Origin of the sequence: Mycolicibacterium austroafricanum, from assembly GCF_902705885.1 — a bacterium.
GTDB classification, from domain to species: domain Bacteria; phylum Actinomycetota; class Actinomycetes; order Mycobacteriales; family Mycobacteriaceae; genus Mycobacterium; species Mycobacterium vanbaalenii_A.
In genome coordinates, this window is record NZ_CACSIP010000034.1 from 50,589 (window position 1) to 75,442 (window position 24,854).

At 68.1% G+C, this 24,854-nt stretch carries 25 protein-coding genes; 16 read left to right on the forward strand and 9 right to left on the reverse strand.

All coding sequences use genetic code 11. From position 1 onward, the window contains the following. Positions 1-53: 53 nt before the first annotated feature. The 4 genes from rfbD to BEMPMBAN_RS21010 all read left to right on the forward strand — a co-directional run bounded on the left by rfbD (position 54) and on the right by BEMPMBAN_RS21010 (position 3,876). Entirely contained in the window at positions 54-938 is an 885-nt protein-coding gene (rfbD, locus tag BEMPMBAN_RS20995; protein WP_159233187.1) for a dTDP-4-dehydrorhamnose reductase, read from the forward strand. A 16-nt stretch (positions 939-954) separates the two neighbouring features. Further along, positions 955-1,827 (forward strand): glycosyltransferase family 2 protein, encoded by an 873-nt coding sequence (locus BEMPMBAN_RS21000; RefSeq protein WP_159233188.1) that lies wholly within the window; start codon positions 955-957, stop codon positions 1,825-1,827. Next, complete coding sequence (gene manB, locus BEMPMBAN_RS21005) at positions 1,827-2,906, forward strand: mannose-1-phosphate guanylyltransferase ManB (RefSeq protein WP_159233189.1); 1,080 nt, start codon at positions 1,827-1,829, stop codon at positions 2,904-2,906. The genes BEMPMBAN_RS21000 and manB overlap by 1 nt, the downstream gene beginning before the upstream one ends. Before the next feature lie 100 nt (positions 2,907-3,006). Continuing rightward, entirely contained in the window at positions 3,007-3,876 is an 870-nt protein-coding gene (locus tag BEMPMBAN_RS21010; protein ID WP_159233190.1) for a putative endonuclease domain-containing protein, read from the forward strand. A gap of 24 nt (positions 3,877-3,900) precedes the next feature. Here the strand turns inward: BEMPMBAN_RS21010 and BEMPMBAN_RS21015 are convergent, their stop codons facing one another. The 6 genes from BEMPMBAN_RS21015 to cofD all read right to left on the reverse strand — a co-directional run bounded on the left by BEMPMBAN_RS21015 (position 3,901) and on the right by cofD (position 9,289). Further along, positions 3,901-4,605 (reverse strand): ANTAR domain-containing protein, encoded by a 705-nt coding sequence (locus tag BEMPMBAN_RS21015; protein ID WP_234897619.1) that lies wholly within the window; start codon positions 4,603-4,605, stop codon positions 3,901-3,903. 77 nt (positions 4,606-4,682) lie between these two features. Beyond that, the gene (locus BEMPMBAN_RS21020) at positions 4,683-5,468 is read right to left on the reverse strand and encodes a GAF and ANTAR domain-containing protein (RefSeq protein ID WP_159233191.1); all 786 of its coding nucleotides are present in this window, start codon (positions 5,466-5,468) and stop codon (positions 4,683-4,685) included. Positions 5,469-5,496: 28 nt separating this feature from the next. Next, positions 5,497-6,291 (reverse strand): GAF domain-containing protein, encoded by a 795-nt coding sequence (locus tag BEMPMBAN_RS21025; protein ID WP_159233192.1) that lies wholly within the window; start codon positions 6,289-6,291, stop codon positions 5,497-5,499. 52 nt (positions 6,292-6,343) lie between these two features. Further along, entirely contained in the window at positions 6,344-6,889 is a 546-nt protein-coding gene (locus BEMPMBAN_RS21030; protein ID WP_234897620.1) for an NUDIX hydrolase, read from the reverse strand. 76 nt (positions 6,890-6,965) lie between these two features. Then, positions 6,966-8,306, reverse strand: a complete 1,341-nt coding sequence (locus BEMPMBAN_RS21035) for a coenzyme F420-0:L-glutamate ligase (protein WP_159233194.1) — start codon at positions 8,304-8,306, stop codon at positions 6,966-6,968. Next, positions 8,303-9,289 (reverse strand): 2-phospho-L-lactate transferase, encoded by a 987-nt coding sequence (gene cofD, locus BEMPMBAN_RS21040; RefSeq protein WP_159233195.1) that lies wholly within the window; start codon positions 9,287-9,289, stop codon positions 8,303-8,305. Before cofD ends, BEMPMBAN_RS21035 begins: the two co-directional genes overlap by 4 nt. 459 nt (positions 9,290-9,748) lie before the next feature. Here cofD and BEMPMBAN_RS21045 point away from each other — a divergent pair, with 459 nt between their 5' ends. Then, positions 9,749-10,015: a WhiB family transcriptional regulator gene (locus tag BEMPMBAN_RS21045; RefSeq protein ID WP_200846072.1), complete on the forward strand. Its 267-nt coding sequence runs from the start codon at positions 9,749-9,751 to the stop codon at positions 10,013-10,015. A 9-nt stretch (positions 10,016-10,024) separates the two neighbouring features. Here BEMPMBAN_RS21045 and BEMPMBAN_RS21050 read toward each other — a convergent pair whose 3' ends face one another. After that, positions 10,025-10,447, reverse strand: coding sequence for a metallopeptidase family protein (locus tag BEMPMBAN_RS21050; RefSeq protein WP_200846073.1), 423 nt, complete (start codon positions 10,445-10,447; stop codon positions 10,025-10,027). Positions 10,448-10,578: 131 nt separating this feature from the next. On the opposite strand from BEMPMBAN_RS21050, the gene BEMPMBAN_RS21055 reads away from it, so the two are divergent. The 4 genes from BEMPMBAN_RS21055 (at position 10,579) to manA (ending at position 14,873) form a co-directional block, all read left to right on the forward strand. Next, positions 10,579-10,998 carry a DUF3499 domain-containing protein gene (locus tag BEMPMBAN_RS21055; RefSeq protein ID WP_159233198.1) on the forward strand — a complete coding sequence of 140 codons (420 nt, stop codon included), beginning with the start codon at positions 10,579-10,581 and terminating at the stop codon, positions 10,996-10,998. Positions 10,999-11,143: 145 nt separating this feature from the next. Further along, on the forward strand, positions 11,144-12,529 hold the full coding sequence (locus BEMPMBAN_RS21060; RefSeq protein ID WP_159233199.1) for a phosphomannomutase/phosphoglucomutase: 1,386 nt from the start codon (positions 11,144-11,146) through the stop codon (positions 12,527-12,529). A gap of 17 nt (positions 12,530-12,546) precedes the next feature. Beyond that, positions 12,547-13,641, forward strand: coding sequence for a TobH protein (locus tag BEMPMBAN_RS21065; RefSeq protein ID WP_159233407.1), 1,095 nt, complete (start codon positions 12,547-12,549; stop codon positions 13,639-13,641). Between the two features lie 5 nt (positions 13,642-13,646). Continuing rightward, entirely contained in the window at positions 13,647-14,873 is a 1,227-nt protein-coding gene (gene manA / locus BEMPMBAN_RS21070) for a mannose-6-phosphate isomerase, class I (RefSeq protein WP_159233200.1), read from the forward strand. Here the strand turns inward: manA and BEMPMBAN_RS21075 are convergent. Further along, entirely contained in the window at positions 14,818-16,209 is a 1,392-nt protein-coding gene (locus tag BEMPMBAN_RS21075; protein ID WP_159233201.1) for an FAD-dependent oxidoreductase, read from the reverse strand. The genes manA and BEMPMBAN_RS21075 overlap by 56 nt on opposite strands. Before the next feature lie 58 nt (positions 16,210-16,267). Between BEMPMBAN_RS21075 and BEMPMBAN_RS21080 the strand changes: the two genes are divergently transcribed. From BEMPMBAN_RS21080 to BEMPMBAN_RS21110, 7 genes are all read left to right on the forward strand, one after another. After that, a complete protein-coding gene (locus tag BEMPMBAN_RS21080) occupies positions 16,268-17,752 on the forward strand; it encodes an APC family permease (RefSeq protein WP_159233202.1) in 1,485 nt (494 codons plus the stop codon). Positions 17,753-18,002: 250 nt separating this feature from the next. Beyond that, the gene (locus BEMPMBAN_RS21085) at positions 18,003-19,238 is read left to right on the forward strand and encodes an alkane 1-monooxygenase (protein WP_234897621.1); all 1,236 of its coding nucleotides are present in this window, start codon (positions 18,003-18,005) and stop codon (positions 19,236-19,238) included. Beyond that, positions 19,235-19,408 carry a rubredoxin gene (locus BEMPMBAN_RS21090; protein WP_159233203.1) on the forward strand — a complete coding sequence of 58 codons (174 nt, stop codon included), beginning with the start codon at positions 19,235-19,237 and terminating at the stop codon, positions 19,406-19,408. Before BEMPMBAN_RS21085 ends, BEMPMBAN_RS21090 begins: the two co-directional genes overlap by 4 nt. After that, entirely contained in the window at positions 19,405-19,587 is a 183-nt protein-coding gene (locus tag BEMPMBAN_RS21095) for a rubredoxin (protein WP_159233204.1), read from the forward strand. Before BEMPMBAN_RS21090 ends, BEMPMBAN_RS21095 begins: the two co-directional genes overlap by 4 nt. Positions 19,588-19,681: 94 nt before the next feature. After that, positions 19,682-20,350: a TetR/AcrR family transcriptional regulator gene (locus BEMPMBAN_RS21100; protein ID WP_159233205.1), complete on the forward strand. Its 669-nt coding sequence runs from the start codon at positions 19,682-19,684 to the stop codon at positions 20,348-20,350. Positions 20,351-20,474: 124 nt separating this feature from the next. After that, positions 20,475-21,935, forward strand: a complete 1,461-nt coding sequence (gene ahcY / locus BEMPMBAN_RS21105; protein ID WP_159233206.1) for an adenosylhomocysteinase — start codon at positions 20,475-20,477, stop codon at positions 21,933-21,935. Position 21,936: 1 nt separating this feature from the next. After that, on the forward strand, positions 21,937-22,449 hold the full coding sequence (locus tag BEMPMBAN_RS21110; RefSeq protein WP_159233207.1) for a hypothetical protein: 513 nt from the start codon (positions 21,937-21,939) through the stop codon (positions 22,447-22,449). Positions 22,450-22,487: 38 nt separating this feature from the next. Here BEMPMBAN_RS21110 and BEMPMBAN_RS21115 read toward each other — a convergent pair whose 3' ends face one another. Then, the gene (locus tag BEMPMBAN_RS21115; protein ID WP_159233208.1) at positions 22,488-24,854 is read right to left on the reverse strand and encodes an arylsulfatase; all 2,367 of its coding nucleotides are present in this window, start codon (positions 24,852-24,854) and stop codon (positions 22,488-22,490) included.

Genomic DNA, 24,854 nt, shown 5'->3' on the forward strand with positions numbered 1-24,854 from the left:
TGGCGAGTGGGCCAGATGCCGGGTAGCCGACGTCGGCGTGCCAAACTCGACAGATGTCGTCGCGGATCGTGATCACGGGAGCAGGTGGCCTGGTCGGACGGGTCTTGGCAGGTCAGGCCCGGCAGCAGGGCCGCGACGTGCTGGCGCTGACGTCCGCGGAGTGTGACATCACCGACCCGTCAGCGTCCGAGCGGTTCATCTCGTCCGACGACGTCGTCGTCAACTGCGCCGCCTACACCAAGGTCGACGCCGCCGAGGCCGACCCGGACCGGGCCGCCGCGGTCAACACCGTCGGCGCCGAATACGTTGCCCACGCGTGTGCCCGGGCCGGCGCGTCGCTGATCCACCTGTCCACCGACTACGTGTTCAGTGGGGCGTTCCACGACGGGGAGCCCCGGCCGTATGACATCGACGACGACGTGGGTCCGTTGTCGGTGTATGGCCGCACCAAGCTCGCCGGCGAGTTCGCGGTGCTGTCGGCCATGCCGACCGCGTACATCGTGCGCACCGCGTGGATCTACGAAGGCCGCGACGACGGCTCGGACTTCGCCGCCGGCATCCGCCGCGCCGCTGCCGGCACCGACACCGTAGACGTGGTGGCCGATCAGATCGGGTCGCCGACCTACGTCGTCGACCTGGCCGAGGCGCTGCTGCAGATCGCCGGGGGTGAGATCAGCGAGGCGGTGCTGCACGCCGCCAACGGCGGCGCCTGCAGCCGCTACGAGCAGGCGCAGGCGATCTTCGAGGAGGTCGGCGCCGACCCGGCCCGCGTGAAGCCCGTCGGCAGTGACCGTCATCCCCGCCCCGCCCCGCGTCCGCCGTATTCGGCGTTGTCCGAGGTCAAGTCCGCCGCCGCGGGCCTGACCCCGCTGCGACCGTGGCGCGACGCAGTGGCCGCCGCAATGGAAGCTGCCGGGCCGCTACCCTCTACGCCGTGAGATCGGCAGCGCCAGCGTGAGCGACGAACTGTTTGTCGTGACGGTGACGTATTCGCCGGGGCCACACCTGGATCGGTTCCTGGCCACGCTGTCCCACGCCACCGACCGCCCCGTCACGGTCATCATGGCCGACAACGGATCCACCGACGGCGCACCCGAAGAAGCCCTCGAGCGCTATCCCAATGTGCGGCTGCTGCGCACCGGCGCCAACCTCGGCTACGGCACCGCCGTCAACCGCGCTGTCACCGAGTACCTCGCCGGGACCGACCTATTCATCGTCGCCAACCCCGACGTGCAGTGGGGACCACGCAGCATCGACCTGCTGATCGAGGCCGCCGGTCGCTGGCCGCGGGCAGGATCGCTGGGGCCGCTGATCCGCGACCCGGACGGCTCGGTGTACCCGTCGGCACGGCACCTGCCGTCGATCATCAGGGGCGGCATGCACGCCGTCGTCGGGCCGCTGTGGCCGTCGAACCCCTGGTCAGCGGTGTACCGCCAGGAACGCACCGACCCCAGTGAACGCGCCGTCGGGTGGCTGTCCGGATCGTGTCTGTTGCTGCGCACGGCCGCGTTCGCCGAGGTCTCCGGGTTCGACGAGCGCTACTTCATGTACATGGAGGACGTCGACCTGGGAGACCGGCTCGGCCGGGCGGGCTGGCAGAACGTCTACGTGCCCTCGGCCGAGGTGCTGCACGCCAAAGGGCACTCCACCGGCCGCGACCCGGCCCGCAACCTGGCCGCTCACCACGTCAGCACCTACACGTATCTGGCCGATCGCTACCCCAAGTGGTGGCAGGCGCCGCTACGGTGGGCTTTTCGGGGGGCTCTGGGGGCGCGATCAAGTCTGGTGGTGCGGGGCTCCCGGCGCGCGCGGGCGAAAGGACGCTGATGGTCAATCCAGCCGAGGTCGACGCTGTCGTATTGGTCGGCGGAATGGGCACCCGCCTGCGGCCCCTGACGCTGTCGGCGCCCAAGCCGATGCTGCCGACCGCCGGGCTGGCGTTCCTGACACATCTGCTGTCCCGGATCGCCGAAGCCGGCATCGAGCACGTCGTACTGGGAACGTCGTACAAAGCCGAGGTGTTCGAGTCCGAGTTCGGCGACGGTTCCAAGCTCGGATTGCAGATCGAGTACGTCGTCGAGAACGAACCGCTGGGCACCGGCGGCGGCATCGCGAACGTCGCGTCGCGGTTGCGCTACGACACCGCGATCGTGTTCAACGGTGATGTGCTGTCCGGCTGTGACCTTCGCGCACTGCTGGATTCGCATTCCTCCCGTGAAGCCGACGTGACACTGCACCTGGTGCGTGTCGGCGACCCTCGGGCATTCGGTTGTGTGCCAACGGATTCCGACGGTGTGGTGACGGCGTTCCTGGAGAAGACGCAGGATCCGCCGACCGACCAGATCAACGCGGGCTGCTACGTCTTCAAGCGTTCGGTGATCGAGGCGATCCCCACCGGGCGGGCGCTGTCGGTGGAGCGCGAGGTGTTCCCCGGGCTGCTGGCCGACGGAAAGCGGGTGTGCGGCTACGTCGATTCCAGCTACTGGCGCGACATGGGCACGCCCGAGGATTTTGTGCGCGGTTCGGCGGACCTGGTGCGCGGCATCGCACCGTCGCCGGCGCTGAAAGGCCAGCGGGGTGAATCGCTGGTGCACGACGGCGCGTCGGTGGCCCCCGGCGCGCTGCTGATCGGCGGCACGGTGGTGGGCCGCGGCGCAGAGATCTCCGGCGGCGCCCGCCTCGACGGGGCGGTGATCTTCGACGGCGTGCGTGTCGAGGCCGGGGCCGTCATCGAGCGTTCGATCATCGGGTTCGGCGCGCGGGTCGGGCCGCGGGCGCTGATCCGCGACGGCGTGATCGGCGACGGCGCCGACATCGGGGCACGCTGCGAACTGCTGCGCGGCGCCCGGGTGTGGCCCGGCGTGCAACTGCCCGACGGCGGCCTGCGCTTCTCCACCGACGTCTAGCTTGGCCGCGGAATAGCATTCCTGGCTGCGAATTCCCAGTTATCCACAGCCCTGGCTTCACACTCACGACCACGGTGCGCCGTGGCGGCATGCTCTTCGCATGGGGGAAGTCATCGTGGGCTCACACGCCGTCACCGCCGGAACCGTCACCCGTGGACAACTTCGATGGAACTACCGCGCCATCTATCCCGACATCTACGTACCGAAATCCGTCGAGCCGACGCTGGCGCACCGCACCGAGGGCGCCTGGCTGTGGTCAGGACGTCGCGGTGTGATCACCGGCCGCGCCGCCGCGGCGGCGCACGGTTCCAAGTGGATCGCAGTAGAGGCGCCCGTCGAAATACTGCACGCGAACAATCGCCCACCCGGCGGCATCGTCACGCGTCGAGAGCGAATTGCCGCCGGCGAGATCACCTGGATAAACGGTATGGCTGTAGCCACCCCGGCCCGAACCGGTCTGGACCTCGGCCGTCATCTGCCACGCGGTCAAGCGGTCGCTCATCTCGACGCGCTCGCCGCGGCCTCCGGCGTCACCGCGGCCGCAATCCTGGAACTCACCCACCGATACCGGGGGACCAACGGGGTGCGTCTGTGCCGCAAGTCTGTTGACCTGATGGACGCGGGCGCGCAGTCACCGAAGGAGACCTGGTTGCGTCTCGTGCTCGTCGACGCCGGCTTCCCGCGACCCGAAACCCAGATTCCGCTCTTCGACGAGTTCGGTCACGCCTTCGCCTACCTCGACATGGGTTGGCGCGACCTGAAAATTGCGGTGGAGTACGACGGAGAGCAGCATCGCACCGATACCGTCCAGTACCGATGGGACGCGAGACGCCTGCGCAGGATCATGGCTGCTGGCTGGATGCACATCAGGGTGATCGCCGGCGACCGGCCGCGGGAAATCGAAGCCTGGGTGACGCGAGCGTGGCAGCTTCGCGAGAGTGAAGGCAGGGTTGTGAAATGGCCGGCTTGAGCAGCCAGGAATGCTATTCCGCGGCTAGAGGCTATCGACGATCTGCTGGGCGACGACCCGCAGCGGGGTATTGCCGTCCTGCGAGAGCTTGGCCAGCAGGTCGAAGGCCTGGTTGGCGTCGACCTTGAAGCGCTCCATGATCATGCCTTTGGCCTGACCGATCAGATCGCGGCTGGCCAACGCGGACTCGAACTGGGTCTGGCGGTCCGCGGAGATCAGCGCCACTGCCGCGTGGGCGGCGAGCATCGCGCCGATCGTTCGGTCGTCGGAGGAGAAGTCATAACTGTTGCGGCTGAACAAGTTCAGGGCGCCTCGACCGCCTCGGCCGCCAAGCGAGCGCGTCGGATAGGTGTAGAGCTGAAACGACATCATGCTCTTGATCCCCGCTTCGGTGGCCGCGTTGGCGAACCGGGGCCAGCGTGACTCCGAGGTAAGGTCGGTGCAGATGACGGTCGCGTCGTCGACAGCGGCGGCCAGGCACGGCCCTTCCTGGAACTGGAGTTGAATGTCGTCGAGTTCGGTGATGAACCCCGCTGTCGCGGCCATGGACCGATGTTGTTGCTCATCGATCAGGAGCACATCGGCAAAGTCGATTTCTTGAAGCAACTCGACGGCCCTGGCGGTCACGGAACACAGAATTTCCTCGACGCCCGAGGGTCGGACAAAACTGCCCACCAAGTCGGCCATCGCCGCGGCGATGGAATCGTCTTGGTCATCCGTTCTTACCACGATGTTCACCTCCCGGGACGCGAACAAATTCTGGGCTGAACCCTACCCGAGATCAAACCGGCCCATCCAGGTCGCGTTCACAGGTGAATGTGCGGGGGAGACGGGAGCACGTCGGGATAAGCCAGCAGAACTGACGCCGCAAAGCGCACAGGATCGCTGTTGTAAGCCGTGACGATCCGCTCGGCGTAGGCGCCCGCCGTCGCCTGGTGGGCACGAGCCAATCGGTGCAGCTGCAGCCGCGCCTCGGCCGCATCAAGATCCGACACCTCGGCGATGATGCCGGTCGCGGTGGCGATCGTGACGGTGCCCTGCAGCGCGCTCTCGATGGTGTCCTGGGTGTCGCTGCGCCGCTGTGACAGGTGCGGAGCGATCGAGATCGCGATGGCGGCCAGGTTGGCCAGCGTCTGGCCGACGGCGTTGGGACGCTGCGTCCCCCACGGGTCGCCTGTATGAATCACCAGCGTGCCCACCGAGGAACCCAGCAGAATCAGTGGAAACGCGCGGACGCCACGCATGCCGGCGCGTAGGGCGTCGCGGCGGTAACTCGGCCAGCGGGTGTCGCTGGCATCGGCCAGGTCGGCGACCATCGTCACCGCTCCGTCGCGGGCGCTGGCCAGCGCAGGCCCCGCCGTGAGGAAACCCAGGTCGGAGTCGATGGACTGCGGTAGTGCCTCGGCGACGACCTGCATCCCGAGGTCATCGGTCCGATCGCGGACGTCGAGAAGCACCAGAGCCGCCGACGACGCGTCGAAACTTGCGCGCGCGTCGTGGGCCACCATGTCCAGCACTGTGGACAGGTCGAATTCGTCGGCGAGCATCGCGGTGAGTTCTGCGATGGCCAGCTGGTCCCGTTGCGGGGTCATCGGCGCCCTTTCCGGGTCCGGCGCAACCTCATGAGTCGACGCTCGAGTCGCCGAGGTGGCGGAACGACAACCGCCGGGCCACCACGTCGGCGGCGACGGCGGTGACGGAGACATGATGGGAAAAAGCATAGGCGCGCAGCCGATCCAGCGCGGCGGAGGTGGTTATCTCGAGCTGCACTGCCATCATTCCGGCGGCGACATACACGTGCTGACGGGTGAACGGATCCGAGTTCGCTGCGCTGGACCCGCTGACAGCAGCGGCCTCAATCGCCGCCTCCTCGGTGGTGCTGTGCCGGAGGTGTTGGGCCCAGTTGGACTCCAGCGTCCGCTGCAGCGCCGCGGCACACAGTTGCGCCGACCGGTGTGCCCCGTCGCCGAGTGCGCCGGCGGTCCGGCGATAAAGCTCCAACACACCCATCGGTCGATGCTGGCCGGGTACGGGGAACGCGAACAGCGCCGCGACCTCCAGGCCGACCAACTCGGAGGAGAACGCCGGCCACCGGTCCAGCGTCTTGTCGTCGAGCTCTGCGCACAGTAGTGGCCGGTCCTCGTGGTAGGCATCCAGACACGGACCTTCACCCACGGTGAACTGCACTTCATCGAGCTGCTGAGCCAGCGCGTCGGTGGCATACGCCAGCTCACGAACACCCCGAGTCGGAGTCAGCACGGCGAGCGCAGCGCCATCGGCGCCGGTCAGCCGTGCCGCGGTGTCGCAGATCGCACCGATGCCGACGAACAACGGGTCGGCGCCCGCGGGCAGGGCGCCCTGCCAATTCGGACGAAGCACCGCGTCCAACGGGTCCTGAGATGAGTCACTTGCCATTGCCGATCACCGCCTCACCTCTCGACTACCCACGGTAGGCCACATTCAGCGGTCACCGTGAGCGTGCGGCGGCGACCGCGGCCAAGTGGGTGAGGCCGTCGTCGCTGTCGTCGGGCAGTGCGTCCAGCGGCCACCACCGCAGATCCAGCGACTCGTCACTGATCGCGATCTCGGCGCCGCTCGGGGCGTGCACCAGGAACTGCACGTCGAGGTGACGGGTCGGCACGCCCAGAGAACAGGTCACCGGGTGGACGTGCAGCGCGGCCGGTGTCGGATCGATGGTCAGGCCCGCGATCCCGGACTCCTCGGTCGCCTCGCGCAACGCCGCGGCCACCAGGCTCTCGTCGTCGGGCTCGCAGTGGCCGCCCAGCTGCAACCAGCGCCCGATCCGCGGATGCAGCGTGAGCAGTGCCCTGCGCCCGCTGTGGTCGAGCACCAGCGCGGAGCCGGTGATGTGGCCCGGCACGCACTCGCGCAGGCACGCGTCGTCGCGGGCGTCGAGAAACGCCAGCACCGCGTGCCGCAGCGTGTCCTGCGCGGGATCGGCGGGGCGCCAAGCGCTCAGGGTATCGACCGCCGAGCGGTGCAGGCTCGTCACCGCCGCCCCGCCTCTGCGCGATTTCGGCGTGCACATCGTCGCCACGCGACGACAAGCACGCCGAAATCGCACGAAGTCATCGCCGCACCAGCAGGCCGTCGGTGGGCACCGGATCCCGGGGGCCCGCGGACTCGCGGGCGTAGCCGATCGCGATGGCTCCCAACGGTTCCCAGTCGGCGGGCAGCGACAGCTGCGCGCGCACCAGATCGGGGGCGAAGATCGTCGACCCGATCCAGCAGCTGCCCACGCCACGCACCGCCAGCGCGACCAGCAGCGCCTGCACGGCCGCCCCGACCGCGACGGTGAACATCGTGTGCTCGGCGGCGGTGCGCCGCGCGTCGGGGTAGGAGTGCGCCCCGTCGGGCACCATGAACGGGATGATCAGCTCGGGTGCGTCGTAGAGGATCTGGCCGCGGTACACCCGGCGTTCGACGGAATCGGGGTCGCGTCCGTCACCGGACAGGTCCGCGCGCCACTGGTCTTTCATCGCGTCCAGCAGCGCCACCCGCACCGCCGGGTCCTGCACCCACACGAATCGCACCGGCCGGGTGTGGTGCGGCGCGGGCGCGGTCAACGCCTCGGCCACCGCGGCCTCGATCAGGTCGGGCGCCACCGCCTCGTCGCTGAACTGCCGCACCGACCGACGCAGCAACTGCGCCTGCGAGCGGCCCAGCGCGATCGCCTCCTCGGTGCCCAACCAGAACAGGTCCTCCTCGCCGGCACGCACCAGCGTGCGCGCGGTGGACCCGTCGTCGCGCAGCGTCAGCCCCCGCACCACCGCCACCGGCACCGCGGTCAGCTTGCCCTTCACCAGGTCAGCGGCCGCGGCGATCTCGTCGGCGACGGCGATCTCGGTGACGATCAACTCGTTGCCGTGCTCATCGTGTTCGCCCGCGTAGCCGTGCAGCACGGTCAGCCCCGACGCGCCGATCGCCACGTCGGTCTGCCCGGTGCGCCAGGCGCGGCCCATCGTGTCGGTGACGACCACGCCGACGGTGACGCCGAGCCGTTCCCGCAGCGCCGCCGCCAGCTTCGCGGCGCTGCCGTCGGGGTCGACCGGCAGCAGCGCGAGCTCGTGGGAGTCGACGTTGGACCCGTCCACACCGGCCGCGGCCTGCACCAGACCCAACGCGTTCTCGGTGATCAGCGTGCGGCCCTTGCGTGCCAGCACCCGGACGGCCTCACGATCGATCAGCTTGCGCCGCAACGTATCCCGCAGCTCGGGATCCGCGGGAGCGTCGACCATGCGGCCCTCGCACTTGGACAGGACCTTCGACGTCACCACGACGACGTCGTCGTCGCGTAACCACGGTGCGGCCGCGGCGATCGCGGCGGTCAGGTCGTCACCCGGGCGGAACTCCGGCAGTCCGGGTACGGGCAATATCTCGACCGGTCCCGAGGTGCCGTGGTCGCTCACGGCGCGACCCCGGCCAGATCCATTCCGGCCCGCACCATCTCGGCGGTCGTGGCGGGGTCGCGCATCAACAGCGGTGCGGCGCGGACGTCGACGCCGTCGAGGATCGCGTCGTCACCCTCGTGCACCAGCCAGCCGTCGAGGATGCCGGTCGAGGACCGGGCGCCGTAGTGCGCGCCCACCGCCTCCGACGTACTGGCCACCCCGATGATGGACAGGCAGGTGTCAGCCATGCCGCGCAACGGCTTTCCGGCGATGATGGGGGAGTAGCCGATCACCGGCGCCGCGGTGGTACGCAGGGCGCCGCGAATTCCGCCGATCGCCAGGATCGGGCCGATGCTGACCACCGGGTTGGACGGCGCGATCAGCACGACGTCGGCGCCCTCGATCGCCTCGACGACACCGGGGGCTGCGGTCGCGGTCTCGGTGCCCACGAAAGCGAAGCTGTCCGTGGGGACTTTGGCGCGGTGACGCACCCACCACTCTTGGAAGTGGATGGCGCGTTTCTCGTTGTCGTCCGGATCGGTGATCACGACGTGGGTTTCGCTGCGGTCGTCACTGGCGGGCAGCAGCCGTGCGCCGGGAGACCAGCGATGGCACAACGCCTCGGTCACCTGGGACAGCGGGAAACCCGCCCGCAGCATCTGGCTGCGCACCAGGTGGGTGGCCAGATCCCGGTCGCCCAGGCCGAACCAGTCCGGCTGCACACCGTAGGCGGCGAGTTCTTCCTTCGCGTGCCAGGTTTCATCGCGGTGGCCCCAGCCGCGCTCGGGATCGATGCCGCCGCCGAGGGTGTACATGCAGGTGTCGAGGTCCGGGCAGATGCGCACGCCGAACATCCACGCGTCATCACCCACATTGACCACAGCAGTCACTTCGTGCTCACCGGTATCGTCGGTGCCGAACTGTCCCAAGCCCAACAGGTGCTGCACCCCCAACAGGAAGCGCGCACCACCGACACCGCCGACCAGAACAGTGACCTTCACACCGACCGAGACTAGGCCGTGGGGCGGGCCGGGGTCCGCGCGGAGGGTAGCCGGGCGGGTGAGTGATCGGGAGAGTGATAGACACGCCACAACGCGACGCGCCGGTTTTGGGTTACGGAATGGTATGAATTCCTGTTCTAGCGCTTGACCGATGCAGCTAACGCGTGTGTAATCACACCAGTGTCATTTCGCGGTTGGCCGGCCGGTTCCGGTGTCGCAGACCGAGATTCGATCACTTGTTCGAATTGGGATGGCCACATTGAGAAATAGTGGGGCCGGCATACACGGATCTACGAGACCAAAGAGGAGGGGAACATGGCTTATGAGCAGGCCGATTTCGGCAATTCGGTCCCGTTCGACAACAGGCTCCTCGGCTCGGTGGGAAGTGCACCGCACCTCCAGACCGGACCGGTACCGACCGCGGGAGGCGGGCGCCCGCAGCTGAGCTTGGTGCCTGGCGTGCCCGAGCACGACGAGTTCTTCGGCGACGACTCGGCAATCTCCGAAGAAGACCAGTGGCAGGAGCGCGCGCTGTGCGCTCAGACCGACCCCGAGGCGTTCTTCCCGGAAAAGGGCGGATCGACCCGTGAGGCCAAGCGGATCTGCATGGGCTGCGAGGTGCGCGACGAATGCCTCGATTACGCGCTGGCCCACGACGAGCGCTTCGGCATCTGGGGCGGCCTGTCCGAGCGGGAGCGCCGGCGCATCAAGCGCGGCATCATCTGAGCTTCGACCCTAATCCTCATCCAGCGTCGGGTCGATCACGGACGGTTCGACGCCCAGATAGGTGGCCACCTGCGCCACCAGCAATTCGTGTAACAGCTCGGCCAGCTCGACGGTGTCCTTCGCCCGTCGCTCGATCGGCTTGCGGAACAACACAATTCGTGCCCGCGTAGAGTTCCCGCGGACGTCGACCCCCGCCGGTATCAGGCGGGCCAGCGCGACAGCGCCGTCGGCGACCACCTCCGGTGGCCACTGCACACTGTCCGGGTCCTTCGGGGAGATCCGGGGAATCTCGTCGACCGCCACGTCCAGCGTCGACACCCGCTCCTGCCAGCGGCGCTCGATCGGCTCGTAAGCCTCCAGCACCGCCATGTCGAACCGCTCGGCGCGACTGCGCCAGCCCGGCACAGTGGGCGGGAGCAGCGGCCCCCGCATCTCACGGCCCCGTCGCGAGCCCCGGTGGTTGAGCCCGGTCACGGAAAAGATCGTAACGGTTGGGAGTCGGGCCGCCCGAGGCTGCGCGTGTCCGCCGACATAGGGGCGTCGCTGCACGCTAACCTCTCGCTGTGAATGTTCCCCGTCGCTGCTGCCGGCCTGGGTGCCCTCACTATGCAGTCGCGACGCTCACGTTCGTCTATTCCGACTCGACAGCTGTAGTGGGACCGCTGGCCACGGTGTCCGAGCCGCACTCCTGGGATCTGTGCGTGCTGCACGCCGGCCGCATCACCGCCCCCCGCGGCTGGGAGCTGGTTCGCCACGCCGGCCCGCTGCCGGCCAACCCCGACGACGACGACCTGGTCGCGCTCGCCGACGCGGTGCGCGAAGGCAAGACCAACGGCGCGCCGGTGTCCGGCTTCACGACGGGCTTCAGCGACCCGGTCACCGGCGCGCACGGCGGCGCGCTGATGGCCCAGCCGGCCCACCGGCCCGAGACCAACGGCCGCCGCCGCGGGCATCTGCGGGTGCTGCCCGACCCGGCCGACTGACCCCATCCCCGCCGGAACGGTATTCCAGGCGGGTTTTGTGTGAATTTTTGCGCGTGGAATACCGTTCCGGCGGCAAGAGGCGGCCAGCGCGCGGCCGGTGACGGCTAGGCTTGGCGGCAACGGCCCAATCTGTCCAAGGAGCTCTATGTCCCGGCCCGCCGCGGCGGTACAGCGCGTCATCAAGGCATACGACGTGCGTGGACTCGTGGGCGAGGAGATCGACGAGCAGTTCGTCAGCGAAGTCGGCGCCGCGTTTGCCAGGCTGGTCCGCGACAGCGCCCGGCAGGTGGCCATCGGCCACGACATGCGGGCCAGTTCGCCAACGCTGGCCGAGGCGTTCGCCAGCGGGGTGGTAGCCCAGGGACTCGACGTGGTGCACATCGGGCTGGCCTCGACAGATCAGCTCTACTTCGCCTCCGGCCTGCTGGACTGCCCGGGCGCAATGTTCACCGCCAGCCACAACCCCGCCGCCTACAACGGCATCAAGCTGTGCCGCGCCGGGGCCAAGCCCGTCGGCAAGGACACCGGTCTGACCACGATCAGCGACGAGGTGATCGCCGGGGTCCCCGACCACAACGGCCCGTCCGGCGCCGTCAGCCACCGCGACGTGCTCGCCGACTACGGCGAGTTCCTCCGCTCGCTGGTCGACATCGGCGGGCAGCGCACGCTGCGGGTGGCCGTCGACGCCGGCAACGGCATGGCCGGCCACACCACTCCCGCGGTGCTCGGCCCGATCTCGTCGGTCGAGCTCTCGCCGCTGTTCTTCGAACTCGACGGCACCTTCCCCAATCACGAGGCCAACCCGCTGGACCCGGCCAACCTCGTCGACCTGCAGGCCTACGTATTGGAGACCGGCGCCGATATCGGGCTGGCCTTCGACGGCGACGCCGACCGGTGCTTCGTCGTCGACGAGCGCGGCAAGGCGGTGTCGCCGTCGGCGGTGACCGCACTGGTCGCCGCGCGCGAACTGCAGCGCGAGATCGGTGCGACGATCATCCACAACCTCATCACCTCCCGCGCGGTGCCCGAACTGGTCGCCGAGCGCGGCGGTACCGCGGTGCGCTCCCGGGTCGGGCATTCCTACATCAAGGGGCTGATGGCCGAGACCGGCGCCATCTTCGGCGGGGAACACTCCGCGCACTACTACTTCCGCGATTTCTGGGGGGCGGACTCCGGGATGCTGGCGGCGCTACACGTCCTGGCCGCGCTCGGCGAACAGGACCGGCCGCTGTCGGACATGATGGCCGACTACCAACGCTACGAGGCCTCCGGCGAGATCAACTTCACCGTCGCCGACGCACCCGCGGTCGTGGACGCCGTGCTGGCGGCCTACGGCAGCCGGGTGCACGGCATCGACCACCTCGACGGGGTGACCGTGGACCTCGGCGACGGCAGCTGGTTCAACCTGCGGATGTCCAACACCGAGCCGTTGCTGCGGCTCAACGTCGAAGCCCGCACCCCGGAGGGGGTCCAGGAGATCGTCGACGAGGTCGCCGGCCATGTACCCTCTGCCACAAAGGAACCCGCGTGAACGCCAGCGGGATCTCGATGCCTGCGGTGGACCTCGACGACGCCGACGGGCTGCTCGAGGCCGACCGGATGGGTTTGCTGCGGGCAGCGTCGATGGCAGGTGCGCAGGTGCGTGCCATCGCCGCGGCGCTCGACGAGGGCGATCTGGACGCGCTCCGGTCCGACGGGCCGCCCCGCACCGTGGTGTGGGTGGCCGGCCGCGGCAACGCACAAACCGCGGGTGAGATGCTCGCCGCCGCGCTGTCCGGGAGCGTCAGCGCACCCATCGTCGTCGCCGCCGAGCCGCCGCCGTGGATCGGAGCGCTCGACGTCCTGATCGTCGCCGGTGACGACCCCGGCCACCCGTCGTTGGTGGCCGCCGCGGCCACCGGAGTCCGCCGGGGCGCCCGCGTCGTCGTCGTGGCTCCCTTCGAAGGACCGCTGCGTGACGCCACCGCCGGCCGCGTCGTCGCGCTGCCGCCGCGACTGCAGGTTCCCGACGACTTCACCCTGGTCCACTACCTGGCCGCCGGGCTGGCCGTGCTGCAGACGGCGACCCCGACCAGCCGCGTCGACCTGGCGGCGATGGCCGACGAACTGGACGCCGAGGCGTTCCGCAACAGCGCCGGGCATCAGGTCTTCACCAACCCCGCCAAGAGCCTGGCCGACCGGATGTCGGGCCGCGAGGTCGTCTTCGCCGGCGACTCCGCGGCGACGGAGGTACTGGCCCGCCACGCCGGTACCGTGATGCTGCGACTGGCGCACAAGACGGTGTCCGCGGTGGGACTGGCCGACGTGCTCGTGGCGATCGGGACCGGCTGGGGCCGCGACACCGGAGCCGAGAACTCGATCTTCCACGACGAGGAACTCGACGGACCGCTGCCGCGGCGGACCCGCACGTTCGTGCTGACCACCGACGCCGACCGGCCCGCTGTCGCTGCGCGGCTGACGGGTTTCGACGACGTGCACGTGGTCGCGTCCAACGACGTACCGGAAGTAGCTGTGACAGGGGAGGACCAGGACGTGCCGGTCTCGGCACCAGTGCCCGGAATCGGGTGTCCTGAACAACAATTGGCGCTGCTGGCGGTCCGCATCGAGATGGCGGCGGTCTACCAGCGGCTAATTCGAGGTTGAGGTAAGTGCATCTGCTGAGGGGAGCGGTGCGGACCTACGCATGGGGTTCGAGGACCGCGATTGCTGATTTCACCGGCGCGCCCAGTCCGACGGCGCATCCCGAGGCCGAGCTGTGGTTCGGCGCTCACCCCGGGGACCCGGCCCATCTGTGCACCGACGACGGCGAGCAGTCGCTGCTGGAGGCGTTGCGTGCCGACCCGGAAGGCGAACTCGGGTCTGCGGTGCGGGGCCGATTCGGCGACACGCTGCCGTTCCTGGTGAAGGTGCTCGCCGCCGACGAGCCGCTGTCGCTGCAGGCACACCCGAGTACCGAGCAGGCCGTCGAGGGTTTCACCCGCGAAGAGCGCATGGGCATCCCGGTGTCGGCGCCGGACCGCAACTACCGCGACCGCAGCCACAAGCCCGAACTGCTGGTGGCGCTCGGCCCGTTCGAGGCGCTGGCCGGATTCCGGCCCGCCGCCCGCTCGGTCGAGCTGATGCAGGCGCTGGCCCCCGACGTCCTCGAGCCGTTCGTGCACCTGCTGGCCGGGCAGTCCGACGCCGACGGGCTGCGCGCGCTGTTCACCACGTGGATCACCTGTCCGCAGCCCGACCTCGACCGGCTGGTGCCCGCCGTGCTCGATGGCGCCATCAGCTACGTGCGTTCCGGGCAGCAGGAATTCGCTTCGGAGGCCAGGACCGTGCTCGAGCTCGGTGAGCGCTATCCCGGCGATGCCGGCGTGCTGGCCTCACTGCTGCTCAACAGGATCACCCTGGGCGCGGGGGAGGGGATCTACCTGCCCGCCGGTAACCTGCACGCCTACCTGCAGGGCATCGGCGTCGAGGTGATGGCCAACTCCGACAACGTGTTACGCGGAGGCCTGACACCCAAGCACGTCGACGTCCCGGAACTGCTGCGGGTTCTCGACTTCACCCCGGCCAACGACGTCATCGTGCACCCCGAAACCGTCCGCGACGGAGCCGAACTCGTCTACCAGACCCCCGCGCCGGAGTTCGCGGTGTCAGTGCTCACCGTCGACGGGGAGAACCTCGGACACGAGATCGACGCGCCCACCCGTCACGACGGCCCGCAGGTCCTGCTGTGCACCGAGGGCTCAGCCACGGTGTACGCCAAGCAGAGTGCGGTGCTGCTCGAACGTGGCGCCGCGGCGTGGATCGCCGCCGACGACGGCCCGATCAGGTTGGATGCCCAGCAGCCGACCCGGCTGTTTCGGGTGACCGTCGGGATTTAGCCCGCTTCTCGGCCAGCCACAACCGCATGTTGTGCCGCACCGTGCGGCCGACGAGTTTGGCCGACGGCACCATCCACAGGCTGTCGAGCAGACTGAACCTGCGCAGAAACCATTCCGCCAGAACGGGATCGGTTTCTGCGGCGCCCAGGAACTGGTCGAACAACGATCCGACGGGCCGGTACCAGCGCGGCATCGGGCCGGTGGCGCCGTGCAGCGTCAGATCGCCGACCGCGTTCATCGTCCACACCGGGTAGGTGGTCTTCGCCGTCGCCTTGCTCAGCGTCCGGGCCAGATCCTGGCCGGGGGTCTGCAGCGCGCGCCGCAGGTGACCGGCCTGGATCGACGTCATCGTCATCCCCTGGCCGTAGGTCGGGTTGAAGCTGACCACCGCGTCACCGAACGGGACGATGCCCGCGGGGAAGCGCTCCAGTTCGTCGTAGCGCCGCCACCTGCTCGTCGGGTACTTGTGCACCGCGATCGGGCCCAGCGGTTCCCCGCGGCGCAGTGCACTGCTGACGTGCTCGGGCAGGATCTCGTCGGCCAGCTGGCACATCTGCTCGAAATCGGCTGGCGGAGGCACCTTTCCGGTACCGAACGTCGTCACCCCCCAGTTGCCGTCTTCGTAGAACAGCATGCCCAATCCGCACGGCTGCTGCCGCGACGCCCCGGCGACCACTACCTTCTCCTTGAGCAGGCCCTCGGGGATGTGTACTTGGTGGGTGGCGTAACCGATCCCGACGTCCACGGTGTCCTCGCGTGGCCGGTCGAATCCCCACTGCGCCAACCACGCCGGCAGCCGGGTGCCGCGTCCGGCGGCGTCCACGACCAGGTCGGCCTCGACCGTCGTCCCGTCGTCGGTCCGGATCCCGGTGACCCGGTGTCCGTCGAACACCGGCTCGTCGACGGCCTGCGCCACCAATGTCACATTGTCGATCGCCAGTGCCCGGCGCCGGATCTGCCATTCCAGGTGCGGGCGGCTCGGCACGTAGGCGGTGAACTGGTCCTGCAGCCGGTGCTGGGTGCCCAGCGCATGTCCGGCAGCCCCGAAATGAATGCAATCGGGCCGGTTTTCCAGGATCGGCACCCCCGCGGTCACCATGTCGTCGAGCAGACCTGGGAAGAGTCCGTCGAACTCTTGCGCGCCGCGCGCCATCAGCAGGTGCACGTGCCTGCCCTGCGGAACTGCGGCCCGGTTGGCGGGCGTCTCGGGGAGCTCATCGCGCTCGTACACCGTGACCCGGTCGTAGAAGTCCGACAGCACCCGCGCGGCGCACAGCCCACCAAGGCTGGCGCCGATGACGATTGCATGTTTTTCGGACTGTGTGGTTTGCGCCATCGAGTTCTTACGGTAACCGGTACATTCCGCTGCAAACATGACAAAAAGGGGACGGCCGATGACGCAGGATCCGATCACCCGGACTGCCGGCAGGTGGCGGACGAAGTCGGTGGAGCAGTCGGTCGCCGACACCGACGAGCCCGGAACCAGGCTGCGCAAGGATCTGACGTGGTGGGATCTGACCGTCTTCGGCGTCTCAGTGGTCATCGGTGCGGGCATCTTCACGGTCACCGCGTCTACGGCAGGCAACATCACCGGGCCGGCGATCTCGATCTCCTTCATCTTCGCCGCGATCGCCTGTGGGCTGGCCGCGTTGTGCTACGCGGAGTTCGCCTCCACCGTGCCCGTGGCGGGCAGCGCGTACACGTTCTCCTACGCGACGTTCGGGGAGTTCGTCGCGTGGATCATCGGGTGGGACCTGATCCTGGAGTTCGCGGTGGCGGCGGCCGTCGTCGCCAAGGGCTGGTCGAGCTATCTGGGCACGGTCTTCGGGTTCGGCGGCGGCACCGCCGACGTCGGCGGTCTGCAGCTCGACTGGGGCGCGTTGGTGATCATCACGTTCGTCACCGTGATTCTGGCGTGGGGCACCAAGCTGTCGGCGGGGGTGAGCCTGGCCGTCACCACGCTCAAGGTCGCCGTGGTGCTGCTGGTGGTCGCCGTCGGCGCGTTCTACATCAAGGCCGAGAACTACTCGCCGTTCATCCCGCCCGCGGAAGCCGGTGGGGGGGAGGGCGGCACCGGAGCCGAGCAGTCGCTGTTCTCGCTGATGACCGGCGCCGAGGGCAGCAGCTACGGCTGGTACGGGCTGCTGGCCGGCGCGTCGATCGTGTTCTTCGCGTTCATCGGATTCGACATCGTCGCGACCACCGCGGAGGAGACCAAGAACCCGCAGCGCGACGTGCCCCGCGGCATCTTGGCCTCGCTGGGCATCGTCACCGTGCTCTACGTCGCGGTGTCGGTGGTGCTGTCCGGCATGGTCAACTACACCGAGCTGCGTGACGCCGAATCGCCCAACCTCGCGACCGCGTTCGCCCTCAACGGGATCGACTGGGCTGCCAAGGTGATCTCCATCGGCGCGCTGGCCGGGCTGACCACCGTCGTCATCGTGCTGGTGCTCGGGCAGACGCGGGTGCTGTTCGCGATGTCGCGCGACGGACTGCTGCCCCGCCAGCTGGCCAAGACCGGTGAACACGGCACCCCGGTGCGGATCACGCTGCTGGTCGGTGTGGTGGTGGCCCTCACCGCCAGTGTGTTCCCGATCGACAGACTCGAAGAGATGGTCAACATCGGCACGCTGTTCGCGTTCGTGCTGGTGTCGGCGGGCGTGATCGTGCTGCGACGGACCCGGCCCGACCTCAAGCGTGGCTTCCGTACGCCGTGGGTGCCGGTGCTGCCGATCCTGGCGATCATCGCGTGCGTGTGGTTGATGCTGAACCTGACCGGGCTGACGTGGATGCGCTTCAGCATCTGGATGGCGATCGGTGTGGTCGTGTACTTCCTTTACGGCCGCAGGCACTCGCGCCTGGCGAATTCGGCGCGCTAGTTCGGCGACTTGGTTCCCCGAGCGCGCGGGTTTGCACGCCGACGCGCCGCAATTGCTGGCTCTGTGTGCGCGCTCGCCGCTGTCGAGCGCGCGCTCCCGTACGCAACGCGCCGCGCGAGGGCGTGCAGACACGCGCCTTCGCGGAGCAGCTGGTTTGTACAAAATAGGGTGTTCTGTCTAGACAGGCGACAAAAGTACCGATATAGTCAACCTCAGTTCGTGATCGCACTCACAGCAAGGAGGCATTGGGGTGACCACCGAGATTTCAGGAATTTCCGAGAGTGACGTCCAGCAGTGGCGGGACAAGAAGCGCTACCTCTGGCTGATGGGCCTGATCGTGCCGACGGCGGTGCTGGTGATGCTGCCGGTGGTGTGGGCGCTGAATCAGCTGGGTTGGCACGCGGCGGCACAGGTGCCGTTCTGGATCGGGCCGATCCTGGTCTACCTCGTGTTGCCGCTACTGGACCAGCGCTACGGACCCGACGGGGAGAACCCGCCCGACGAGGCGATCCAGCGGCTGGAGAACGACAAGTACTACCGCTACTGCACCTACAGCTTCATCCCGTTCCAGTACATCACCGTGGTGCTGGGCGCCTATCTGTTCACCGCGTCGGACTTGAGCTGGCTCGGTTTCGACGGTTCGCTCGGCTGGCCGGCGAAGATCGGTCTGGCGCTCTCGGTGGGCATCATGGGCGGCGTCGGCATCAACACCGCGCACGAACTGGGCCACAAGAAGGAGACGCTGGAGCGCTGGCTGAGCAAGATCACGCTCGCCCAGACCTGCTACGGGCACTTCTTCATCGAGCACAACCGCGGCCACCACGTTCGCGTTGCCACTCCCGAGGACCCGGCGTCGGCGCGCTTCGGCGAGTCGTTCTGGGAGTTCCTGCCGCGCAGCGTGTGGGGCAGCCTGAAGTCGTCGTGGGAGCTGGAGGCCCAGCGGTTGGAGCGCGCCGGCAAGAGCAAGTGGCACTGGTCCAACGACGTGCTGAACGCCTGGGCGATGTCGGTGGTGCTCTACGGCGCGTTGATCGCGATCTTCGGTGTGGCGCTCATCCCGTATGTGGTGATCTCGGCGGTGTTCGGCTTCTCGCTGCTGGAGACGGTGAACTACCTCGAGCACTACGGTCTGCTGAGGCAGAAAACCGAAAGCGGCCGCTACGTGCGCTGCGCGCCCGAACACAGCTGGAACTCCGACCATCTGGTGACCAACCTGTTCCTCTACCACCTGCAGCGGCACAGTGACCACCACGCCAACCCGACACGTCGCTACCAGACGCTGCGCAGCATGCAGGGCGCGCCGAATCTGCCCAGCGGCTACGCGTCGTTGATCGGCCTCACCTACTTCCCGCCGCTGTGGCGCAAGGTGATGGACCACCGCGTCATGGAGCATTACGACGGCGACATCACCAAGGTGAATGTCCACCCGCGGGTGCGCGACAAGGTGCTGGCCAAGTACGGCCAGGGGGTCGGAGGAGTCAAGTGAGCGCCTACCGCTGCCCCGCCTGTGACTACGTCTACGACGAGGCCAAAGGCGCTCCGCGCGAGGGCTTTCCGGCCGGAACGGCGTGGAACGACGTCCCTGACGACTGGTGCTGCCCGGACTGTGCGGTGCGCGAGAAGGTCGACTTCGAAGAGATTGGAGCAAACAAATGAGCGACTACAAGCTGTTCGTCTGTGTGCAGTGCGGCTTCGAGTACGACGAAGCCAAGGGGTGGCCCGAGGACGGCATCGAGCCGGGCACCCGCTGGGACGACATCCCCGAGGACTGGAGCTGCCCGGACTGCGGCGCGGCCAAGTCGGACTTCGAGATGGTCGAGGTTGTCCGGCCGTGAGCGCGCAGTCGATTTCGGTGAGCGCGCGCGCAAGTACGCGACACGCTGAGCGGCGACGTGCAGACACGCGCGTTCGCGGGGAAGTGGGGACGACATGACTGCCTGGGCGAGCACGACCGTCGGAAGCGATAGTGTCGCGCGTGTGAGCCGCTCCCACGAGAAGCGCATCAGCTACGCCGAGGCGTCCCGGGTGCTGCTGCGCGACTCGATCCTCGACGGCATGCGGGAGATGCTGCTGGCCCGCGACTGGTCGGCGATCACCTTGTCCGATGTCGCCAGGGCGGCCGGCATCAGCCGCCAGACGATCTACAACGAGTTCGGCTCGCGGCAGGGTCTGGCGCAGGGGTACGCGCTGCGCCTGGCCGACCGGCTCGTCGACCAGATCCACGACGCCATCAACCACAACGTCGGCGACATCTACGCCGCCTTCCTGCAGGGATTTCGCGACTTCTTCACCGAGTCGGCCGCCGACCCGCTGGTGATCTCGCTGCTGACCGGTACCTCCAAGCCTGACCTGCTGCAGATCATCACCACCGACAGCGCGCCGATCATCAGCCGCTGCTCGACCCGGCTGACCGAATCGTTGATGTCGAGCTGGGTGCGGGCCAGCGAGGAGGACGCCGGCGTCCTGGCCCGCGCCATCGTCCGGCTGGCGATGAGCTACGTCTCGATGCCCCCGGAAGCCGACCACGATGTGGCCAGGGACCTGGCCAGATTGATGACTCCGTTCGCCGAACGCTACGGTGTCATAGATACTTCTTAGCCGGCAGAGCGCAGCCGCTGTTGGAAAACGGCCGAGCGCCTGTCCCGCGAGCCCGCAGGCTATGGGTGTCGCCGACTGCACATCCGTGCACGCACAGGCAATCGAACGAATATAGGGGCTCTACATGACTGCATTGACCGCTGATGTCCGCAACGGCATCGACTACAAGGTCGCCGACCTGGGGCTGGCCGAATTCGGCCGCAAGGAGATCCGGCTGGCCGAACACGAGATGCCCGGCCTGATGGCGCTGCGCCGCGAATACGCCGACGTCCTGCCGCTCAAGGGCGCGCGCATCTCCGGCTCGCTGCACATGACCGTCCAGACCGCGGTGCTGATCGAGACGCTGGTTGCCCTCGGCGCTGAAGTGCGATGGGCGTCGTGCAACATCTTCTCCACCCAGGACCACGCCGCCGCAGCCGTCGTCGTGGGCCCCAACGGCACCGTCGAGGCGCCCAAGGGCACCCCGGTGTTCGCGTGGAAGGGCGAGTCGCTGGAGGAGTACTGGTGGGCTGCCGAGCAGATGCTCACCTGGCCCAACGAGCCGGCCAACATGATCCTCGACGACGGCGGTGACGCCACCATGCTGGTGCTGCGCGGCGCGCAGTTCGAGAAGGCCGGCGTGGTTCCTCCCGGTGAGGACGACGATTCCGCCGAGTACAAGGTGTTCCTGTCGCTGATCCGCGAGCGCTTCGAGACCGACAAAGCCAAGTGGACGAAGATCGCCGAGGCGGTCAAGGGCGTCACCGAGGAGACCACCACCGGGGTGCTGCGGCTCTACCAGTTCGCCGCCTCCGGCGAGCTGTCGTTCCCGGCGATCAATGTCAACGACTCGGTCACCAAGAGCAAGTTCGACAACAAGTACGGCACCCGGCACTCGCTGATCGACGGCATCAACCGCGGCACCGACGTGCTGATCGGCGGCAAGGCCGCGCTGGTCTGCGGCTACGGCGACGTCGGCAAGGGCTGCGCCGAGGCCCTCAAGGCGCAGGGCGCCCGCGTGGCGGTCACCGAGATCGACCCGATCAATGCGCTGCAGGCGCTGATGGACGGCTTCGAGGTCAAGACCGTGGAAGAGGCCATCGGCTGGGCGGACATCGTCATCACCGCCACCGGCAACCAGGGCATCATCACCCTCGAGCACATGAAGGCGATGAAGCACCAGGCGATCCTGGGCAACATCGGCCACTTCGATGACGAGATCGAGATGGCGCGGCTGGAGAAGGATCCCGACGTCCGCCGCATCAATATCAAGCCGCAGGTCGACGAGTTCACGTTCTCCAACGGTCACTCGATCATCGTGCTGAGCGAGGGCCGGTTGCTGAACCTGGGCAACGCGACCGGTCACCCGTCGTTCGTGATGAGCAACAGCTTCTCCAACCAGGTGATCGCGCAGATCGAGCTGTGGACCAAGAACGACGAGTACGACAACGAGGTCTACCGGCTGGCCAAGCATCTCGACGAGAAGGTCGCCAAGATCCACGTGGAAGCACTGGGCGGCGCTCTCACTCGCTTGACCAAGGAGCAGGCGGAGTACATCGGTGTCGACGTCGACGGCCCGTACAAGCCAGAGCACTACCGCTACTGACGTGACGAGATCGAATCGGGCGCGCACGACGACCGCCACGGTCGCGGTGCGCGCCCGATTCGTCGCGGCGGCCGGGCTTCTGCTGACGCTGACCGCGTGTCAGGGACAACAGCAGGAGCCGGCCGCCGCCGCGCCGCCGCCGCCGGAGGTGCGTCACGACACCGAGGAGCTCGCCCGGATCTTCCCCGCGCTCGGCACCCCGGTGTCGGCGGCGTGGATCGTGTGGGACAACACCAGCACCCGGCCTGAGTCGTCACGGCTGAAGCTGGAGTGGATCGACGCCGTCGTGCAGGTCGCACCCGCGACGATGGATGAGCTTGTGAGCCAACACGAATCAGAGGAGAGCGGGCAGCAGCCCGCGGTGCAGAAGGTTCTCGAAGCCGAGCTGCCCCCCGGGCCGTTCCTGACCGGCATCGAGCTGAACATGGTCTTCGGTGCCGAGCGCCGCAGTACCCGGGTGTTCCTGGACCCGCCGCAGGGCGAAGTGGTGCTTCAGTCCAGCATCGCCGGCTGAATCGTGTGCTCAGGCGAGCGTGACCAGCCAGCTTCGCATCACTGGCGAGCCATCGCCATGCGGGCCTCGGCGCGCTTCGCCTCCTCCTCGTCGTGAGCTGCCGGCGCTGCGGTGCTGACGGTGACCTTCTCGATTGTTCCGGTGAATGCGTACGGCGCGGCGTACATCTCGGTGATCGACGAACCGGCGTTGCGGCCGACGACGAGCCCGCCACCGATCCCGATCGCCAGCGGGATCGTCACAGGGAAGTCTGCTTCGGCGACGACGTCGCCGTCGAGGAGCAGCCGGGCATGTCCGGGTGTGCCTTTCCCGGCCACGACGTCGGGCTGGCCGTTCGGCTCGAATTCATAGCGCAGCGTGCGCTTTCCGGCGGGTATGGGCGTGTCCGAAGCCAAGTGCATCTCCCGCACCCCGACGTAGTTGTGCACGTAGTGCAGCTTGCCGTCCTGGACGAACAGCGTGTAACCGCCGACGTTGCTGCCGTGGCACATCACCACGCCCTCATCTCCGGCGGCCAGCTCGACTTCGGCGGTGATGGTGTGCGCCCGGTTGAGCACCTTCGCCGCGACATTCTCCGGCACCACCTGCGTGCCCGGGTGATACACGTAGGTCTCGCGCGGCAGACTGATCTGCGGTCGCGGATCGGCGAACCGCATGGTGCCGCGGCTGTCCAGCGGCAACACGTTGTACTTGCCCGCCTCGGTGTACCACAGCGCGATCATTTCGATCAGCCGCGCCCGCTCCTGCTCGGCCAGATCGTTCGTCTCGGCGGGGTCCACGTCGACGTGGTAGAGCTCCCAGCCGGTGGCGTCGAGCGCCCGCAGCCGGTCCTCGGTCAGGTCGAGCATCCCGAAACCCGCCCCGGCTTCCTCGAACGACGTTCCGGGAAACGGGCACACCGCACGCCAGCCGTCGTGGTACAGCGCCCGGTGGGCGAACATCTCGAAATACTGAGTGTGGTGCTTGGACGCCGCCGTCTCGTCGTTGAAGGTGTGCGCCAGGCTCACCCCCTCGATCGGGGACTGGGTGACACCGCCCACCGCCGCGGGCGGATCGACACCGAGGGCCTCCAGCACCGTGGGCACCATGTCGACGACGTGGCCGTATTGGTGCCGGACCTCGCCCCTGGCCGTGATTCCGGCGGGCCAGTGCACGATGAAGCCGTCGGCGACCCCGCCGCGATAGGTCTCGCGCTTCCACCGCCGGAACGGTGTGTTACCTGCGAAGGTCCAACCCCAAGGGTAGTGGTTGAAGTACTTCGGCCCGCCCAAGTCGTCGATGGCGGCCAGGTTCTGTTCGAGATCGTCGGGAATATTGTTGAAGAACTTGTTCTCGTTGACCGAACCGTGCGGTCCGCCCTCGGCGCTGGCGCCGTTGTCGGAGATCACCATGATCAACGTGTTGTCCAGCTGGCCGGTTTCTTCCAGATAGTCCAGCAGCCGACCGATCTGGTGGTCGGTGTGCTCGAAGAACCCGGCGAACACCTCCATCATCCGGGCGTACAGTCGGCGTTCGTCGTCGGACAACTCTTCCCACTGCGCGACGTCAGGGTCATGCCTGGACAACACCGCGTCCTGGCTGACGATGCCGAGTTCCTTCTGCCGGGCGAACACCTTCTCCCGGTAGGCGTCCCAGCCGTCGTCGAACTTGCCGCGGTACTTCTCTGCCCACTCCGGGGGCGCCTGGTGGGGCGCGTGGTTGGCGCCGGTGGCGAAGTACAGGAAGAACGGCTTTTCAGGTGCGACCTGTTTGAGGTCCGCGATGAAGTTGATCGCCCGGTCGGCCAGATCCTCGGTGAGGTGGTAGCCCTCCTCGGGCGTCTTCGGTGGCTCGACCTGGTGGTTGTCGAAGACCAGGTCGGGATAGTACTGGTGGGTGTCACCGCCGAGGAATCCGTAGTAGCGCTCGAACCCGCGGCCCAGCGGCCAGCGGTCGTACGGCCCGGCCGCGCTGATCTGCTCGGCCGGGGTCAGATGCCACTTCCCGATGCAGTAGGTGGCGTAGCCGTGCGGGAGCAGCATCTCCGAGAGGAAGCCGTTCTCGAACGGGATCGCGCCGTTGGAACCCGGGAATCCGGTGGATCCCTCGGTGATGCACGCCATCCCGTTGGAGTGGTGGCTGCGGCCGGTCAGCATGCACGATCGCGACGGCGAACACAGCGCGGTGGTGTGCATGTTCGTGTACAGCAAGCCGTTCTGCGCCAGCCGGTCCAGGTTGGGAGTGTTGATCGGCGATCCGTAGCAACCGAACTGGCCGTAGCCGGTGTCGTCGAGCACGATGTAGACGACGTTCGGCGCACCCGCTTCCGCCCGGTTCGGTTTCGGCCATGCCGCGTCCGACTCGCCGATGGTGCGGCCGATCCGGCCCGGAAACGTGGTACCCGCTTGGTATTCCGTCAGACTCAT